At 68.3% G+C, this 16,583-nt stretch carries 15 protein-coding genes and 1 tRNA gene; 11 read left to right on the top strand and 5 right to left on the bottom strand.

Annotated elements, in window-relative coordinates; genetic code table 11:
• Positions 1 to 74 precede the first annotated feature (74 nt).
• From RHCRD62_RS04165 to bfr, 5 genes are all read left to right on the top strand, one after another.
• Positions 75 to 1,256, top strand: a complete 1,182-nt coding sequence (locus RHCRD62_RS04165; RefSeq protein WP_050063491.1) for a hypothetical protein — start codon at positions 75 to 77, stop codon at positions 1,254 to 1,256.
• 36 nt (positions 1,257 to 1,292) lie between these two features.
• Positions 1,293 to 2,075, top strand: coding sequence for an SDR family oxidoreductase (locus RHCRD62_RS04160; protein ID WP_050063329.1), 783 nt, complete (start codon positions 1,293 to 1,295; stop codon positions 2,073 to 2,075).
• A 14-nt stretch (positions 2,076 to 2,089) separates the two neighbouring features.
• The gene (locus RHCRD62_RS04155) at positions 2,090 to 3,235 is read left to right on the top strand and encodes a sulfotransferase family protein (protein ID WP_050063328.1); all 1,146 of its coding nucleotides are present in this window, start codon (positions 2,090 to 2,092) and stop codon (positions 3,233 to 3,235) included.
• Between the two features lie 174 nt (positions 3,236 to 3,409).
• Positions 3,410 to 3,613 (top strand): (2Fe-2S)-binding protein, encoded by a 204-nt coding sequence (locus RHCRD62_RS04150; protein ID WP_050063327.1) that lies wholly within the window; start codon positions 3,410 to 3,412, stop codon positions 3,611 to 3,613.
• A gap of 105 nt (positions 3,614 to 3,718) precedes the next feature.
• Positions 3,719 to 4,204 carry a bacterioferritin gene (gene bfr / locus RHCRD62_RS04145; protein ID WP_050063326.1) on the top strand — a complete coding sequence of 162 codons (486 nt, stop codon included), beginning with the start codon at positions 3,719 to 3,721 and terminating at the stop codon, positions 4,202 to 4,204.
• 48 nt (positions 4,205 to 4,252) lie between these two features.
• On the opposite strand, the gene RHCRD62_RS04140 is transcribed toward bfr, so the two are convergent.
• Positions 4,253 to 4,323: transfer RNA gene (locus RHCRD62_RS04140), tRNA-Cys, on the bottom strand.
• 66 nt (positions 4,324 to 4,389) lie between these two features.
• Entirely contained in the window at positions 4,390 to 5,571 is a 1,182-nt protein-coding gene (locus RHCRD62_RS04135) for an MFS transporter (protein ID WP_050063490.1), read from the bottom strand.
• Between the two features lie 55 nt (positions 5,572 to 5,626).
• Between RHCRD62_RS04135 and RHCRD62_RS04130 the strand changes: the two genes are divergently transcribed.
• The 5 genes from RHCRD62_RS04130 to RHCRD62_RS04110 all read left to right on the top strand — a co-directional run bounded on the left by RHCRD62_RS04130 (position 5,627) and on the right by RHCRD62_RS04110 (position 10,711).
• Complete coding sequence (locus RHCRD62_RS04130; protein WP_050063325.1) at positions 5,627 to 6,157, top strand: MarR family winged helix-turn-helix transcriptional regulator; 531 nt, start codon at positions 5,627 to 5,629, stop codon at positions 6,155 to 6,157.
• A gap of 134 nt (positions 6,158 to 6,291) precedes the next feature.
• Positions 6,292 to 7,845, top strand: a complete 1,554-nt coding sequence (locus RHCRD62_RS04125; RefSeq protein ID WP_050063324.1) for an AMP-binding protein — start codon at positions 6,292 to 6,294, stop codon at positions 7,843 to 7,845.
• Positions 7,842 to 8,900 carry an MBL fold metallo-hydrolase gene (locus RHCRD62_RS04120; RefSeq protein ID WP_050063323.1) on the top strand — a complete coding sequence of 353 codons (1,059 nt, stop codon included), beginning with the start codon at positions 7,842 to 7,844 and terminating at the stop codon, positions 8,898 to 8,900. The genes RHCRD62_RS04125 and RHCRD62_RS04120 overlap by 4 nt, the downstream gene beginning before the upstream one ends.
• A gap of 50 nt (positions 8,901 to 8,950) precedes the next feature.
• A complete protein-coding gene (locus RHCRD62_RS04115) occupies positions 8,951 to 9,826 on the top strand; it encodes a LysR family transcriptional regulator (RefSeq protein ID WP_050063322.1) in 876 nt (291 codons plus the stop codon).
• Positions 9,827 to 9,829: 3 nt separating this feature from the next.
• Positions 9,830 to 10,711 carry a LysR family transcriptional regulator gene (locus RHCRD62_RS04110; protein ID WP_050063321.1) on the top strand — a complete coding sequence of 294 codons (882 nt, stop codon included), beginning with the start codon at positions 9,830 to 9,832 and terminating at the stop codon, positions 10,709 to 10,711.
• A gap of 41 nt (positions 10,712 to 10,752) precedes the next feature.
• Here the strand turns inward: RHCRD62_RS04110 and RHCRD62_RS04105 are convergent, their stop codons facing one another.
• From RHCRD62_RS04105 to RHCRD62_RS04095, 3 genes are all read right to left on the bottom strand, one after another.
• Positions 10,753 to 12,417, bottom strand: coding sequence for a class I adenylate-forming enzyme family protein (locus RHCRD62_RS04105; protein ID WP_050063320.1), 1,665 nt, complete (start codon positions 12,415 to 12,417; stop codon positions 10,753 to 10,755).
• A gap of 32 nt (positions 12,418 to 12,449) precedes the next feature.
• Positions 12,450 to 13,580 carry a thiolase family protein gene (locus tag RHCRD62_RS04100; RefSeq protein ID WP_050063319.1) on the bottom strand — a complete coding sequence of 377 codons (1,131 nt, stop codon included), beginning with the start codon at positions 13,578 to 13,580 and terminating at the stop codon, positions 12,450 to 12,452.
• Between the two features lie 122 nt (positions 13,581 to 13,702).
• Positions 13,703 to 15,049: an MFS transporter gene (locus tag RHCRD62_RS04095; protein ID WP_050063318.1), complete on the bottom strand. Its 1,347-nt coding sequence runs from the start codon at positions 15,047 to 15,049 to the stop codon at positions 13,703 to 13,705.
• A 298-nt stretch (positions 15,050 to 15,347) separates the two neighbouring features.
• Between RHCRD62_RS04095 and RHCRD62_RS04090 the strand changes: the two genes are divergently transcribed.
• A complete protein-coding gene (locus RHCRD62_RS04090; RefSeq protein WP_050063317.1) occupies positions 15,348 to 16,505 on the top strand; it encodes an acyl-CoA dehydrogenase family protein in 1,158 nt (385 codons plus the stop codon).
• Positions 16,506 to 16,583: the final 78 nt, after the last annotated feature.

Genomic DNA, 16,583 nt, shown 5'->3' with positions numbered 1-16,583 from the left:
ACCACCAGCACGCGAGGAGCGGGAGCGTGACAGATCAACTGGGTGCGACGGCGCCGTCCACGGCCACCAGCACACTGACGGGGCCACTGACGGACGCGATCGCCGAAGCCGAGGCGCTCGTCGCCGCGGCGCCCCACATCCGTTCGGAGCAGGACCTGCTCGAGGGCTACCAGTACCTGGCGGGCGGGATCCTGGCCTGCACACACGCGGCATGGGCGACCGAGAAGACCCACCCGAGTTTCATCCAGGGCACCGGGCCGTACACGAAGATGGGCCTCGACAACCCCGACACGCTGTACTTCGGCACCCGCGTCAACGACGACGCCGAGTACGTCGTCACCGGCGTCCGCGGCAGCACTTGCGATCTGAGCTTCCAGGTACTCAGCGGCAACTACACCGACTCGAACGTCCCCGGCAGCGAGTCCGCCTTCGACGACCGCGCCATCGACATCGACCCGGACGGGCACTTCGAGGTGCGCTTCGGCCCGGCACAGGCGGACGGGTCGCCGTACGGCGGTGGCCGACGGAACCACTTCACCCTCGCCCCCGGGGCGTCCCAGCTGGTGGTCCGCGAGGTGTACAGCGACTGGTCCCAGCGACGCGGATCGATCCGCGTCGAACGGGTGGACCGCATCGGCGTCGCCTTCGACGCGCTGACGCCCGAGGAGACGGCGAAGCGCTTCGCGCGCGCGGGCAAGGCCCTCGTCAGCCGGGTCAAGACGTGGCTGCAGTTCCCGGAGTGGTTCTACCTCAAGCTGCCGGTGAACACGATGACGGCGCCGCGGCCGACGCCGGGCGGACTTGCCACCCAGTTCTCCTCGGTGGGTCACTACGAACTCGGCGACGATCAGGCGATGATCATCACCGTCCCGAAATCCGATGCGCCGTATCAGGGTTTCCAGCTCGGCAGCATGTGGTACATCTCCCTCGACTACACCGGGCACCAGACGTCTCTCAATCACAACCAGGCCCAGGTCGACCCGGACGGCATGATCCGCATGGTGATCTCCGAGCGCAATCCCGGGATCACCAACTGGATCGAGACCGTCGGGCACCCCCGCGGCATCCTGCAGTTCCGCTGGCAGCGGACCTCCCGCGACCTGACCCCCGAGGACGGTCCCACCGTCGAGGTCGTCGGCATCGACGAGGTCGCCGCGAAACTCCCCTTCCACGACCAGAACCGGATCACCGACGAGGACTGGGCCACGCGCATCGGAGCCCGTCAGGCTGCGATCGCCGACCGGATGCTCGGCTAGACAACACGACTCGACAGAAACCAGACAAGGACAAGCATGTCTTCACTTCTGCAGGACAAGATCGTCGTCATCTCCGGTGTCGGCCCGGCACTGGGCCGTACGCTGGCGCTGCGCTGCGCCGAGGCGGGCGCCGATCTGGTGCTCGCCGCCCGCACCCAGTCGCGCCTGGACGAGGTCGCGAAGGAGGTCGCCGACCTCGGCCGCCGCGCGGTGACCGTCGCCACCGACATCACCGACCAGGCCTCGGTGGAGAACCTCGTCGCCGCCACCGAAGACGCGTACGGCCGGGCCGACGTGCTCATCAACAACGCCTTCTCGGTTCCGTCGATGAAGCCGTTGGAGCGCACCGACTTCCAGCACATGCGGGATGCGGTCGAGCTGACGGTGTTCGGCGCGCTACGCATGATCCAGCTGTTCACCCCGGCACTGGAGGCGTCGAAGGGCGCGGTGGTGAACGTGAACTCGATGGTGCTGCGGCACTCGCAGGAGCGGTACGGCAGCTACAAGATGGCCAAGTCCGCTCTGCTCTCGGTCTCGCAGTCGCTCGCGACGGAATTGGGCCCCAAGGGCATTCGGATCAACTCGGTCGCACCCGGCTACATCTGGGGCGACACGCTTCAGCAGTACTTCGCGCACCAGGCGAACAAGTACGGCACGACCGTCGAGCAGATCTACGAGCACACCGCGGCGAGCACCGACCTCAAGCGCCTGCCCACCACCGACGAGGTGTCGGATGCGGTGATCTTCCTGGCGTCCCCGATGGCGAGCGGCGTGACGGGGCAGTGCCTCGACGTCAACTGCGGCGAATTCCACCACTAGAGGATCCGGGACACATGACTGACAGCACCGAACGCACCACGGTCGGCACCGTCGAGGACTTGCACGCCTCGGCCACGAAGATGACCGGCATGACCGACTTCGGCGTCGACGACTACACCGAGGCCCTCGGAGTCCTGCTCGACTCGTATGCCCGGGACGAGGACCTGACGCCGTTCGGCAGCAAGATCTCCCGCGTGTTCCTGCGGGGCGCCCTCGTTGCGCGACTGCTGTCCGAGGCGGCGTGGAAGGCGAATCCCGAGCATGCCGACGTCGCGATCGAGCGCCCGATCTTCGTCACCGGATTGCCCCGCACCGGCACCACCGCACTGCATCGCCTGCTCACTGTCGATCCCGCGCATCAGGGGCTGGAGATGTGGCTGACGGAGATGCCGCAGCCCCGTCCCTCACGGGACACCTGGGAGTCGAACCCGGTGTTCCAGGGCATCGAGTCGCAGTTCAGCCAGCATCACATCGAGCATCCCGAGTTCATGGGTGTGCACTACATGTCGGCCGCGGAGGTCGAGGAGTGCTGGCAGTTGCTCCGGCAAACCTTCAAGTCGGTCTCGTACGAGTGCCTGGCGAATTTGCCGACGTACTCGAAGTGGCTCGAAGGCCAGGACTGGACGAACGCCTACGCGCGACACAAGAAGAACCTGCAGCTGATCGGCCTGCCCGACCAGGATCGGCGTTGGGTGCTCAAGAACCCGAGCCACCTGTTCGCGCTCGACGAGTTGATGGCGGTGTACCCGGACGCGTTGATCGTCCAGACCCACCGTCCGCCGAGCACGATCATGGCATCGACCTGCAGCCTGGCGGAACAGGCCACCGAAGGCTGGTCGAACACCTTCAAGGGTGACGTGATCGGCCGTGGTCAGCTCGAACTGTGGGCGCGTGGACTGGAGACGTTCACCGCGGCGCGCTCGAAGTACGACCCGGCGCAGTTCGTCGATGTCGACTTCGGCGACTTCCACGCCGATCCGCTCGGCACCGTCGAGGGCATCTACTCGAGCTTCGGGATGTCGCTGAGTTCGGCGGCGCAGCAGAACATGGAGGCCCTGCACGCGGAGTCCCAGACGGGTGACCGCAAGCCGGTGCACCGCTACACGCTCGAGGAGTACGGCCTCACGGCCGAGGAAGTGGACGAGCGCTTCGGCGTCTGATCCCACCCGCCAAAAGGTGAGGGGAACCCTTGACCGGTCCGCCCGGTCGAGGGTTCCCCTCACCCGTCGGTGGCCGCCGTTTCAAGATCAAAAAATTGGGTTAGCCTAGCCTTCCCCTGTGCGCCGTCATTAGTGTAGCCTCACCTGAGGAAGCAGGGTTGGAGGATCACGACGATGTACGTCTGCGTATGTGAGGGCACCACCGAGGAAGTGGTGCACCAGTGCATCTCGGCCGGCGCGAGCACGCCCAAGCACGTTGCGATGGGCTGCGGCGCGGGGCGTGGGCGCGGCTGTGGCCTGTGCCGCGACCGCATCAAGTCGATGATCGAACAGCACTATTCCGCCGTGGAATGCGACCCGGAACCGATCAGCGCCTAGGAGCGACACCAGACCGAGACGACGCGCGCAAAAATTACACCGTGTGAAACCACCCGGTGAGGGTTAGGCTGATTTGACTTCCAGCCCACCCCCATCGGAGGTGTCATGCGCGGCGACGACGAGGTCATTGCTCTGCTCAACGAGCAGCTGACAAGCGAACTCACGGCCATCAACCAGTACTTCCTTCATTCGAAGATGCAGGCGAACTGGGGCCTCACCAAGATTGCGGAGAAGACTCGTCAGGAGTCCTTCGAAGAGATGCAGCACGCGGAGATCCTCACGGACCGCATCCTCATGCTGGAGGCGCTGCCGAACTACCAGCGCATCCTCCCCCTCCGGATCGGCCAGACCATCCGAGAGCAGTTCACCTCCGACCTGGCGATCGAAGTCGAGGTCGTCGAACGGCTCCGCCCCGGCATCACGCTGTGCCGGGAGAAGGGCGACCACACCACGGCGGGCATCTTCGAGCGAATCCTCGCCGAGGAGGAGGACCACGTCGACTACCTCGAAACCCAGCTGGAACTGATCGACAAGCTCGGCGAGCAGCTGTACCTGGCCCAACTGGTAGACCAGCCCCCGTCGGCAGGGTAGTTCGAGACCACTCGAGCCCGGCAGGTCGGTGACCTGCCGGGCTCGTCGAGCGGATGACGGGATTCGAACCCGTGTGAACGGCTTTGCAGGCCGGTGCCTGACCACTCAGCCACACCCGCATCACCGATGACAGTGCCGGAGCGCCACGCCTGCCGCGAGGGTTGCGCTCACCGTGATTCGAACTCTCAGCTGCGATGTGTCGCGAGCAGCGCACTGAACCCGGCGGCGAGCAGCGCGAACGCCACCGAACAGGCCGCGAAGGCGGTGCTGCCGAGGGTCGTGAATCCGAGGATCGTGGTACCTGCGCCCGTGCCGATGTAGAGCACCGAGTTGTTCCACGACACCGCAGGCGCCCGGCGTTCCGCCATCACCGTCGTCAGGTACACCTGCGCGGTACTGAAGAAGCCGGTGCCGGAGAAGAACGACAGCACGAAGCCGGCCAGCGCGAGTTGCCACGTTGTGGCGGTCGTCGCGACACCGAGCCCGACCGCCATGAGCAGACCCCAGCCGACGGTGAGAACCGAGACGTGCCGACCGGCCGAGGTCCATCGGTCGATCAGTGGCCCCGACACCAGCGACCCGATGAGCGACCCCACCCCGACGACCATGCCGACGAGTCCGAGCACGCTGGTTCCGAACCCGAACCGGGTGGAGAACAGCGCACCCGCGTAGGCGTACGTGCCGAGCCGTGCGGCCTGGACGAAGAAGTTGCCGGCCATGATCGTGCGGAACACCCCGACCCGCCACAGCGTGAGCGACGACGCGAGCGCGGCGAACGGACTCTTCCGGGTACGGGCGGCTGGGACCGATTCGCGCAGCCGCAAGGCGATCAGGCTGCCTGCCACCACGAGTCCCACCGCGACGGCCGCGAAGGCGAACCTCCAGCTCAGCGCCGCCGCGGCAACCGTCGCGAGCGGCACACCGACGATCTGTCCGCCCGCGTACGCTGCGGTGCCGCCCGCGATGGCGCGACCGCGTTGCCGCGGTGCTGCGGTTTCGGCGAGGTATGCCCACATGGCCGGACCGACGAGCGCGCCCCCGACACCGCCGACGGCGCGGGCGGCGAGCAGCCAGCCGAGTCCCGGCGACAACGCGCACAGCATCTCCCCGACCGCGAACACGGCGACGCCGGCCAGGATCACCCGCTTGCGGGGCAGGTGTTCGGTGAGCGCCCCGAGCACCGGGCTCGCGACCGCGTAGGCCAGGCCGAACACCGTCACCACGCAGGCCGTCGACGCGATCGTGGTGCCGAAGTCCGCGGAGATCGTGGGCAGCAGCGGCGACGCGAGAAAGAGTTCCGCGCCCATCAGGAAGAACACGGCCTGGATCAGGGCGTGCTGAGCCCAGGGCGTACGGGTGTCACTCAACTGCTTACCTCCGCGAAGGAAGGTACCCCGGCGACCTCGTGGGATGATGACGGGCATGCCGTCACAACCGTTGCCGCTCGACCCCATCGAGGAAGCCCACCGCCAGTGGGAAGCTCACGGCTGGGGTGACGTCGCCGACGGGATGGCGGCCGTGACGTCGGTGATGCGCGCACAGCAGATCATGATCGCCCGCGTCGAAGAGGTCCTCAAGCCGACCGGGCTGACGTTCTCACGCTACGAACTGCTCGCCCTGCTGACCTTCACCCGGACGGGTGCTCTGCCGATGGCGAAGGCCAGTGCGCGGCTGCAGGTTCACCCGACCTCGGTGACGAACGCGGTCGACCGGCTGGAGAAGGCCGGCCTGGTCCGACGCGTCCCCCACCCCAGCGACCGACGAGCCACGCTGGTCGAGATCACCCAGGAGGGAAGGGATTTGGCGGTCGAGGCCACCGAACTCCTGAACAGCAAGGTGTTCGCGAACCCCGGCCTGCCCGCGGAAAAGCTCGACACCCTGGTTCGCATCCTCGCGGAACTGCGCCGGGACGCAGGCGACTTCGACACCGGCGACGCCCCCACCAGGTGGTGACCCGCCCTCCCGCCTGAACATAGGCGCTCCCTAACGATCCGTGCGGCGTCACGTCTTTGCCGACGGCAACGGTCCGGTGGTCGACTGGGGTGCGGGCGCGGTAGCGCTTCGCACTCAGCGACGAGGAGCGTGATGTGACCGGCCTGCATCTTCCCGAACGTGTGCGCGCCCGCGCGGCGGACGCACCGACCGCACAGGCAGTCAGCGACGGCGACCGCACCCTGACGAACGCCGAGTTCGACGCGAGCACCACCCTGCTCGCGTCCGCGCTCGCGTCCGTCGCGGCGCCGCGGGGCCGGGTCGGAGGGCTGCTCCGAATGGGTGTCGAGGGCGCCGAGACGTTCGTCGCCTCCGCCAAGGCGGGGCTGGTGTTCGTCCCGCTGAACTGGCGTCTGAACCCCGACGAGGCGGCCGCCATCGCGGTCGACGCCGAGCTCGACGTCCTGATCGCGGACCCCGAGTTCGCCGCCGCGGCCGGCGCGATCGTCGCGGCGTTGCCGACGCTGCGGGTGGTGGTCCTCGGACCCGATCCCCAGGTGGTGCCCGGGGCGCGCACCTGGGGCGACTTCGTCGCGACCGGCGACGGCGTCGACCCCGGGCACGGCTCCGATCTCGACGCCGAAGTCCTGCAGCTGTACACGTCGGGGACAACGGGTCGTCCGAAAGGTGTTGTGTCGACGCATCGCAACCTGCACAACGACCCCGAGGGTCTGACGATCTATCACTTCGGCGCCGATTCGGTTGCGCTGGACGCCATGCCGCTGTTCCACATCGCGGGCGCGGGCTTCCTGAGCACGTGCCTGTCCGCGGGGGTACACGTGGTGCTGCTGGGCGAGTTCTCGCCGTCGGCCGTCGCGGCCCTGATCGAGCGGCACCGCATCACGCATGCGTTTCTGGTCCCGACGACGATCGCAGCGATACTCGACCTCCCCGACCTCGCGGACCACAACCTGTCGAGCCTTCGGGTCGTCGCCTACGGATCCTCCCCGATCACGCCCGCGCTGCTCCGGCGGGCCATCGACGTCCTGAAATGCGGATTCGTCCAACGGTACGGAATGACGGAGACGACGGGGTCGGTGACGGCGCTGCCCGTCGAGGACCACGACCCGACCGGTGACCGCGCGGGCCTGCTGCGTTCGGCCGGCCGTGCGATGCCGGGAACCGAGGTCGAGATCCGTGACCTGGTCACCGGCGAGCGTCTGCCGGTAGGCGAGACCGGCGAGATCGTGTGCCGGTCCCGCAACAACGTGGCCGGCTACTGGCGGCGCGGCGACGACGGACTCTTCACCGACGACGGTTTCCTGCGCACCGGCGACGCCGGACATCTCGACGAGGACGGCTACCTCTTCGTGACGGACCGGGTGAAGGACATGATCATCACCGGCGGTGAGAACGTGTATCCCGTCGAGGTCGAGGCCGTGCTCGCCGAGCATCCGGCGGTCGCGGAGGTCGCGGTCGTCGGAGTGCCGGATGCGCGCTGGGGAGAGTCGGTGACCGCGGTGGTGCGACTGGCCGAGGACGAGAAGCCACCCACCGAAGCCGAACTCGTCGCGTTCACCACGGCCCGCCTGGCGTCGTACAAGAAGCCGCGGCGCATCCATTTCGTCACCGCACTGCCGCGCAATGCGAGCGGGAAGGTGCTCAAGAAGTCGCTGCGCGAATCCCTCGGTGCCGGGAGCGGATCGTGACCGCCCCGGCCGTGGTCGGTACCGCCCAGCGGGAATCGTGGCTGAGGGGTGTCCTACCGCCCGTGGAGCAGGTACGCCCCGGACTGTGGTCGATTCCCGTGCCGATGCCGCGAAACCCGTTGCGGTACGTGCTCGTCTACGCTCTCGCCCTCGACGAAGGCCTGGCGCTGATCGACGTCGGCTGGGACGCCGAGGAATCGTGGCGGGCTCTCGTCGACGGCATCCGCGCGACCGGGCACGACATCACCGAGGTCCGGTACGCGGCGATCACACACCTGCATCCCGACCACTTCGGACTCGCACCGCGTCTGCGCGCGGTCAGTGGCGCGACGCTGGCGATGCACGCCGCGGACGCGACTCTGCTCGGCCACCACACACCGACCGATCACTCGCACACCGAGGAGGCCTGGGCTCGGCAACTCACACGCCTCGGAGCGCCGCGTCCGGTGATCGACGCCGACCCCGTCGACCTGGTTCGGTTCGGTCCGGGCGAATCGGTGGACGTCGTCCTCGGGGACGGTGACGACCTCGGCCTGCCGGGATGGAACCTGCGGGCACTGTGGACGCCGGGCCACACGGCCGGGCACCTGTGCTTCGTCGACGACACGGCCGGTGTGCTCGTGAGCGGGGACCACATGCTGCCGCGGATCAGCCCGAACATCTCCACCGTGCCAGGCGAGTTGGAACATCCACTGCACCGCTATCTGCTCTCGCTCGCCGCGACGGCGACCCTGCCCGACCACGAGGTGCTTCCCGCGCACGAATACCGTTTCAGCGGCCTCGCGGACCGGGCCCGCGGCCTGCTCGGGCACCACGAGGAGCGGTTCGCCGAGATCCTGGCGGATGTGCACGCGCACCCGGAGTCGACCACCTGGGAGGTCACCACCCGCATCACCTGGTCGCGACCCTTCGACGAGATGCGTCCGCGACTGCACCGACTCGCGGTGCGCGAAACCGACGCCCATCTGCTCGTCCTCGCGGATCGCGGCGAGGTACACCGAACCGGGTGCGACCCGGACCGGTGGACCACGGCGGCTCCCGTTCCCGCACCGTGACGGGGGACGAGAGCAGCCGGCCGCGGCGTGCACGACCGTAGACTGGCCGGGTGGACCTGCACCTCGTGACCTACTTCGTCGCCGTCGTCGATCACGGTGGGATCACGAAGGCCGCTCAGGCCCTGTACATTTCGCAGCCGTCACTGTCTCAGGCGATCCGCACCCTCGAACGTCGACTCGGGACCACCCTGTTCGACCGGTCGGGACGCCGGCTGGAGCTCACGGAGGACGGCAGACGACTCGACGTGGCCGCCCGACGCATCCTCGCCGACGTGGATCGAGCGAAGGCGACGGTCGCCGCGGTCCGCGAGCTGGAATCCGGGCGGGTGGACGTGGTGACCTACTCCGCGTTCTCCCTCGACCCGCTCGTCGACCTCATCAGCCGATTCCGCTTGCGGTACCCGGGAATTCTGGTGAACGTCGTCGACGCCGAAGGGCCCGCAGCGGTGCACACCGCGTTGCGTCGCGGTGCGGCCGAAGTGGGCGTGACGGACCTGTCGGTCGAGTACCCGGGGATGGTGACCATCCCACTCGCAGAGCAGGAACTGGCCCTCGCCATGCACCGTGACATCGCCACCGAACTTCCGAACCCTCTTCCCCGTGAACGGATTCGGGACGTGCCACTGATCGTCGACCTCAGCGACACGGCGTCGTCCATGCGTGTCGGGTCCCTCGTCGGCGACGGCGCACCGAACGTCGTGGTGGACTGCGCGCACCCGATGGCGGCGTCGGAACTGATGCTGCGGGGCACCGGGGCGATCTTCACGTCGAGCCGTATCCCGCAGGGGCGGTCCGCCGACGTGGCACTGCTGACCTTCGAACCTCCCCTGCGCAGGCCGATCGGCCTCCTCCTGCGGTCCGGCGAGCCGTCCCCCGCGGCGGCGGCCTTCGTCACCACGTCCACTGCCGGCCCCCTGGAGGTATGACCGGTGGATTTCCGTCAGCTCGAGTACTTCCTCGCCGTCGTCGAACGCGACGGCATCAACGGCGCAGCCTCCGGGCTCGGTGTCGCGCAGCCGACGGTGTCGCAGTCGCTCCGTGGGCTCGAACGTGAACTCGGCGTGGAGTTGTTCCACCGCATCGGACGGGGCATGGTCCTCACCGCGGCGGGACGCAGCCTCGTCGGTCCGAGCCGGCAGGTGCTGCGCGACGTCGTCGCCGCGCGGGACACGCTCACCGGCGGGTCCGCGGAACTCGCGGGCCGACTCGACGTGATGGCCTTTCCCGCGCTCGCCACCGGGACGATCGTCGACCTCGTGGCTCGCTTCCGTGCCGAGCACCCGAAGGTGACCGTCCAGCTGTCCGAGCTGCGGGACGAATCCGCGACCGCGACCGTGATCCGGGACGGGCACAGCGAATTCGTGGTGGCGCACCTGCCCTTCGACGGCCACGACAGCCTCGAGGTCGTCGAACTCGGCGAGCAGGAGTTCTGGCTCGTGTACCCGGCGGGCACTCGGCTTCCGGAGGGCGCGGTGAAACTCTCGGAGCTACCGGACATTCCGATGGTGTTCGTACCGCGCGGCGGGTCACTCGGCGACACCATCGAGGAGGCGATCCGCGACGCCGGTGCTCGCCCGCCTCTGGCGGTGCTGACCGAACACCGGGAGGCCCGACTGCCGCTCGTCCTGGCGGGTGTAGGCGGGTCGTTGATGGAGCGGTGTGTTGCCGAGTCGGTCCGCGACCGCGCGGTGGTGCGACCCTGCGACCCCAGCTTCACCCGGGCGTTCGCGTTGGCGTTCGACCCGGCCACCCTCTCGCCCGTGGGCAGGGCCTTCGTCGACTTCGTCCGCGCCGCACCACCCGACCTGTGACGCGAGACCGGTACCGGACGGCGCCCGGTACCGGTCCACTGTCAGTGCGCGACCGCCTCCTGCAGTATCGCCCGCAGATCCGTCTTGAGCACCTTGCCCGCCGCCGACGTCGGCAGCGCATCGATCACGACGACCTCGCGAATCTTCTTGTACGGCAGCACCTGTTGCGCCACGAACGCCATCAACTCCGCGGCATCGACCGCGACACCGGGCACCGCGACGACGAACGCGACGGGCTCCTCCCCTACTGCTCCTGCGCCGCGCCCGATCACCGCCGCGGTCGACACCGCCGGATGGGTGGCCAGGATCTCCTCCAGCTCGCGCGGATACACGTTGTAGCCCTTGTAGATCAGCATGTCCTTCGCACGATCGCAGATGTAGAGGTAGCCGTCGGAGTCCCGGTACGCGATGTCTCCGGTGTCCAGCCAGCCGTCCACGAACTGCTGCGCCGTGATCTCGGGGTGCCCCAGGTAGCCACCGGTCACCTGGGGTCCGCGCACCCACAGCGCGCCGCGTTCGCCCGCGGCCAGCTCGGTAGCCGGGTCGTCCTGGGCACGGATCTGCACCTCGGTGTCGAACACCGGCAGCCCGACGCTGCCGAGCCGGTACGCGGTGCCGACGCCGAGCGGGGCGGCGGTCACGACACAGGTGGCCTCGGTCAACCCGTAGCCCTCGGTGACGCGGGCCTGCGGAAACGCCACCGACAGCGCTTCGAGGGTCACCCGGTCGATGGGAGCGGCGCCCGACGCGACGACGCGAACCGAGGTGGTGTCGCGTCGGGCGGCGTCGGGGTGCGTGGCGAGGGTGTGCCACATCGCGGGGCTACCCGTGACGTAGCTGGCTCGGTGCCGTTCGATCAGCTCGAGCATCCGGGCCGGATCGAAGCGGCCCGCCATCACCTGGGTGACGCCGCACAGCAGCAGGAACGACGCGTTGATCAGTGCGTGGGCGTGGAACAGCGGCGACACGACGATCGTGCACCCGACGCCCGGCGTCACCCCGTAGACGTCCAGGTCGGGGATCGGCCGGAGGTCGACGAGGCCCCCGTCGGTGCTCACCACCGCCTGGCCGGCCCTCCACCCACACATCTGGGTGACGTTGGCGACCACGTTGCGATGCAGTACCCGGACGCCCTTGGAGATGCCGGTGGTGCCACCGGTGAACGCGACGTGGGCGACGTCGTCGCCTCTCACCTGCACCGGTGCGAACACGGTCTGGCGGCCCTCGAGGAACCGCTCGAAGCCGATCACGCCGACGCCCGTGTCCCCGGGCGAGCCCCCGACCAGGACGACGGTGCCGACGGTCGTTCCCGCAGCCGCGGCTCGGAGGGTGCCGAGCTGCGGCGGCTGCGTGACCGCGACGACCGCCGACGTCTCCTCGATCTGCCTGCGCAACCCCGGCTCGGGCTGCAACGGGTTGACGAGCGTAACGGTCGCCCCCGCACGGAGCGATCCGTAGTACGCGACGAAGAACTCGATCCCGTTGCCCAAGTGCAGCAACACGACATCGCCCGCCTGCACGCCTGCGGCGACGAGGCCCCCGGCGAACTGCGCCGACCGCTCGTCGAGCTCCAGGTACGAGCAGGATCGGTCACCGTCGACGACGGCGGCACGGTCACCGTGGACAGCGGCCATGCTCGGTGCCCACACCGCCATCGACACGTCCGGGTAGGTCAGGTGGAGTCCGGCGAAGGTGTTCGCATCCATTGCGTGATTCGTTCCTTGTCTGAGGAGTGCGGTCAGAGCAGTTCGAGGATCGTCGCGTTCGCCAGTCCACCCGCCTCGCACATCGTCTGGAGTCCGTAGCGAATCCCGTTGTCCCGCATGTGATGCGCCAGCCTCGTCATGAGGACGGCGCCGGAACCGCCGAGCGGGTGCCCGACGGCGATCGCACCACCGAGGGGATTGAGCCGGTCGGCGGCGGCGCCCGTTTCGATCTGCCACGCCATCGGGACCGGAGCGAACGCCTCGTTCACCTCGAACGCACCGATGTCGTCGATGCCGAGGCCGGCTCGCGTCAGCGCCTTGGCCGTCGCGGCGATCGGACCGGTGAGCATGACGACGGGGTCGTCGCCCGCGACGACAGCGGTGTGGATGCGCGCGATCGGCGTCCACGCCCGCGATGCCGCGTACTCGCTGGTGGTGACGAGCAGGGCGCCGGCGCCGTCGGAGATCTGCGAGGAGTTCCCGGCGTGGATCACCCCGTCCTCCTTGAAGACGGTTCGCAGCGTGCCGAGAGATTCGAGTGTGCCGCCGCGGCGGATGCCCTCGTCCTGCGTGAGGCCGGCGATCGGCGCGAGCTGCCCCTCGAACGCACCGGCCACCGTCGCGGCGTCGGCGAGCTCGTGCGACCGCAACGAGTACTCGTCGAGCGCGGTTCGCGACAGCCCCCACTTCTCGGCCATAATCTCGGCGCCGGTGCCCTGGCTGAATCCCTCGACGCCGTACCGGTCCAGGACCGACGCCGGGAAGTGCTCGCCGTTCTTGCTGGCGGAGCCCATCGGGACCCGCGTCATCATCTCGACACCACCGGCCACCACGACGTCGTACTGCCCGGACATCACGGTCGCCGCGGCGAACGACACCGCCTGCTGGCTGGAACCGCACGCTCGGGTGAGGGTGGTGCCGGGCACCGACTCGGGCCACCCCGCGGCGAGGACCGCGGTGCGGGCGACATTGCCCGCCTGCTCACCGGTCTGACTGACGCATCCCCACACGACGTCGTCGACGAGTTGGGGGTCGATCCCCGTACGCGCAGCGAGCGCCGTCAGTACGTGCGCGGACAGGTCGGCGGGATGAACGTCGGCAAGGGCGCCTCCCCGACGTCCGATGGGAGTGCGGACTGCATCGACGATGACGGCATCGCGCATGGTTACCTCCAGAACTGGAATGGACGGCCGACCGAACGGGCCTCGACATCGAGTCGATCACGTGCCCGGCCGTCGGACAAAGACTTTCGGTGGATACCACCGACAGCCGGACGCTATGTCGGTCAGGCGAGGTGGCGAATCCGGGCACGGTCGCGATCGGGGTTCGCGAAGACCAGCACCAGGACCGCGGCGATCGCCGCGAGGACACCGATCGACTGGAACGCCATCGCGTAGCCGTCGGCCTTCGAGGCGGCGTTGTCGACGACGATGCCCGTCGTGTACGGCGCGACAAGGCCGCCGATCGCCATCAGCGCGAGGAAGACGCCCATCGTTCCTGCGGTCTGCTGCGGCGGGCACAGCTCGGAGATGGCGGCGTTGACGAGAGGGAACACGATCGCACCGAAGCCGTAACCGACGGACAGTGTCAGCACCGCCACGATGGGCGCGTCGATCATCGGGAGCATGGTCAGTACGCCACCGCAGATCAGCACACCGACGCAGGGAACGATGATGCGGACGACGCGGGACTTCGCTCCGCGCTGGATCATTCGGTCGGTGACGGCACCGGAGACGATCATCAGCACCAGCCCGACGATGGAGGGCAGCGCGAACATGGAGCCGGCCTGCAGCGCCGAGTAGCCGAGACCCACCTCGAAGTACGACGGCAGCCAGGTCAGCACCACGGTGGTGAGCGCGTACACGACCATCACCAGGAAGGCACAGCTGAGGAATGTTCCGCTGATGAAGATGGACCGCCACGGAACGCTCGGTTCGGCTTCGACGGTCGCCGGCTCACCCGCGGTCGCCCCTTCCGCGTCAGCTTTGATCGCCTTGGCGGTGAACGGCCCCTCGGACCACCCGGTCAGCCACACCACCACCCAGGCCGCGCCGAGCAGTGACAGCGAGACGATCGCCGCGCGCCACCCCCACTGGACGGTGACGTAGGCGAGAACAGGTGCGAGGGCGATCTTGGCGACCGACGCGGACCCGACGAGGAACGCACCGGGGAGTCCGCGCTTGGCCGGCGCATGCCACGAGTAGGTGGCGGTGTGCATGAGCGCCGAGCTCGGACCCTCTGCGAGGCCGAGCAGCATGCGGCAGACGATCAGCATGACCAGGCTCGCCGACACCACCAGCGGCAGCATCACGACGGACCACGTGACACCGAGCACGAGCAACGCCCACCGCAGTGTCAGGTACTTGTTCATCGGTCCGGCGAGGAAGCCGCCGATCGTGAACGTGAGGAAGAACAGTGAGCCGACGAGTCCGATCTGGGCCGAGGTGAGGCCGAGTTCGCGCGCCAGCGGCTGCGCGATGATGCCGAGCACCGCCTTGTCGGCGTAGTTGACGACGTAGAGGAAGACGACCAGTCCGGTCATCCCCCAAGCCCGCTTGCTGCTGACGAGTGAGGTGGCCGCGGTGCCGACGGAGGAGGCCGGTCGACCGGGTGCCAGATTGCCTGTTGTCACGAGAATCCTTCGAAGTCGAGGACGTGGACGGACGCGCTGAGGAGGTGGGGTGGTCGGCGTGGGCGCCACACTCACCGACCACTCCATTCAAGGTGACCCAGATCACTCCCGCAATCCGCACTTGGTGAACCGTTCGATAGCCGAAACCTATGCAGACCCGGTATGGGCCGAAGCAGTCATTGGCTACCGCGATGAGTGCCATAGCCGATCGGTCCTGGTACCCGAACACCACGCGAGGCATGCTGATGCGAGCGCGCCCCGCGACACTGCACCACCCGGACCCGAACAGGAGATTCCCGTGCAACGAACCATCTTCGGCGAGGACCACGAAGCATTCCGCAAGACCATTCGTGAGTTCATCGCCAAGGAGGTCGTACCCGTTCACCACGACTGGGAGGTCGACGGCCACCCCCCGCGCGACTTCTACCGTCGCCTCGGCGATCTCGGCATCCTGGGTATCCAGACTCCCGAGGAGTACGGCGGTGGCGGCGAAGCGAGCATCAAGTTCAACGTGGTTGTCGCAGAGGAGGTTGCGGCCGCAGGAGCGTCGTTCGGCAGCTACTCGGTGCACAGCAATCTGATCCTGCCGTACCTCGTCGAGCACGCGACCGAGGAGCAGAAGCAGCGTTGGCTCCCCGGATTCGCGTCCGGCGACCTGATGTTCGCGATCGCGATGACGGAGCCAGGCACCGGGTCGGACCTCGCGAACATCGCGACGGCCGCAAAGCTGTCCGACGACGGCAGCCACTACGTCCTGAGCGGCGCCAAGACCTTCATCACCGGCGGCGCACTCGCCGACCGGATCCTGGTGGTGTGCCGCACCGCGGCCAGCACCCCGGAGGACCGGCGCGCCGGCCTGACGATCCTGGTCGTCGACACCGCGTCCGAGGGTTTCGCGGTGGGCCGCAAGATCGAGAAGATCGGCCTCAAGACCTCCGACACGGCCGAACTGTCCTTCACCGACGTCAAGGTTCCCGTCACCGACCGGCTCGGCGAGGAGGGTGCCGCCTTCTCGTACCTGACGCACAACCTCGCGCAGGAGCGGCTGACGATCGCGTTCGGCGCAGCGGCCACCGCGACCGCCGCGATGTCGCACGCCCTCGCCTACGTCAAGGAGCGCACCGTGTTCGGCAAGCCGGTCGCGGCGTTCCAGAACACGAAGTTCGTGCTCGCCGAGTGTGCGACCGAGGTGCAGGCGATCCAGCTGATGGTCGACCGCGCCATCGAACTGCACGATGCCGGTGAACTCACCGTCGCCGACGCCGCGAAGGCGAAGCTGTTCTGCACGGAGGCCGCCGGACGCGTCATCGACAAGTGCCTGCAGTTGCACGGCGGCTACGGCTACGTCACCGAGTACCCGATCGCGCGCCTCTACGCCGACACCCGGGTCACCCGGATCTTCGGCGGCACCAGCGAGGTCATGAAAACGATCATCGCGAAGGATCTCGGTCTCTGATCCGTCTACGGACACTGCGGCGGCGCTGGTCCGGACAGCCCGAACCGAGAGCCCGGACGCGACGAGGGTCCGCGAAGC

This window comes from Rhodococcus sp. RD6.2, assembly GCF_001040705.1.
Taxonomy (GTDB): domain Bacteria; phylum Actinomycetota; class Actinomycetes; order Mycobacteriales; family Mycobacteriaceae; genus Rhodococcus_G.
Note: the sequence above shows the minus strand (reverse complement) of the source record. Positions and strands in the feature narration are given on the sequence as shown.

Coding starts and splice junctions, on each gene's coding strand:
- RHCRD62_RS04160 (WP_050063329.1), top strand. CDS start 1,293: ATGTCTTCACTTCTGCAGGACAAGATCGTCGTCATCTCCGGTGTCGGC.
- RHCRD62_RS04155 (WP_050063328.1), top strand. CDS start 2,090: ATGACTGACAGCACCGAACGCACCACGGTCGGCACCGTCGAGGACTTG.
- RHCRD62_RS04150 (WP_050063327.1), top strand. CDS start 3,410: ATGTACGTCTGCGTATGTGAGGGCACCACCGAGGAAGTGGTGCACCAG.
- bfr (WP_050063326.1), top strand. CDS start 3,719: ATGCGCGGCGACGACGAGGTCATTGCTCTGCTCAACGAGCAGCTGACA.
- RHCRD62_RS04130 (WP_050063325.1), top strand. CDS start 5,627: ATGCCGTCACAACCGTTGCCGCTCGACCCCATCGAGGAAGCCCACCGC.
- RHCRD62_RS04105 (WP_050063320.1), bottom strand. CDS start 12,417: ATGGATGCGAACACCTTCGCCGGACTCCACCTGACCTACCCGGACGTG.
- RHCRD62_RS04100 (WP_050063319.1), bottom strand. CDS start 13,580: ATGCGCGATGCCGTCATCGTCGATGCAGTCCGCACTCCCATCGGACGT.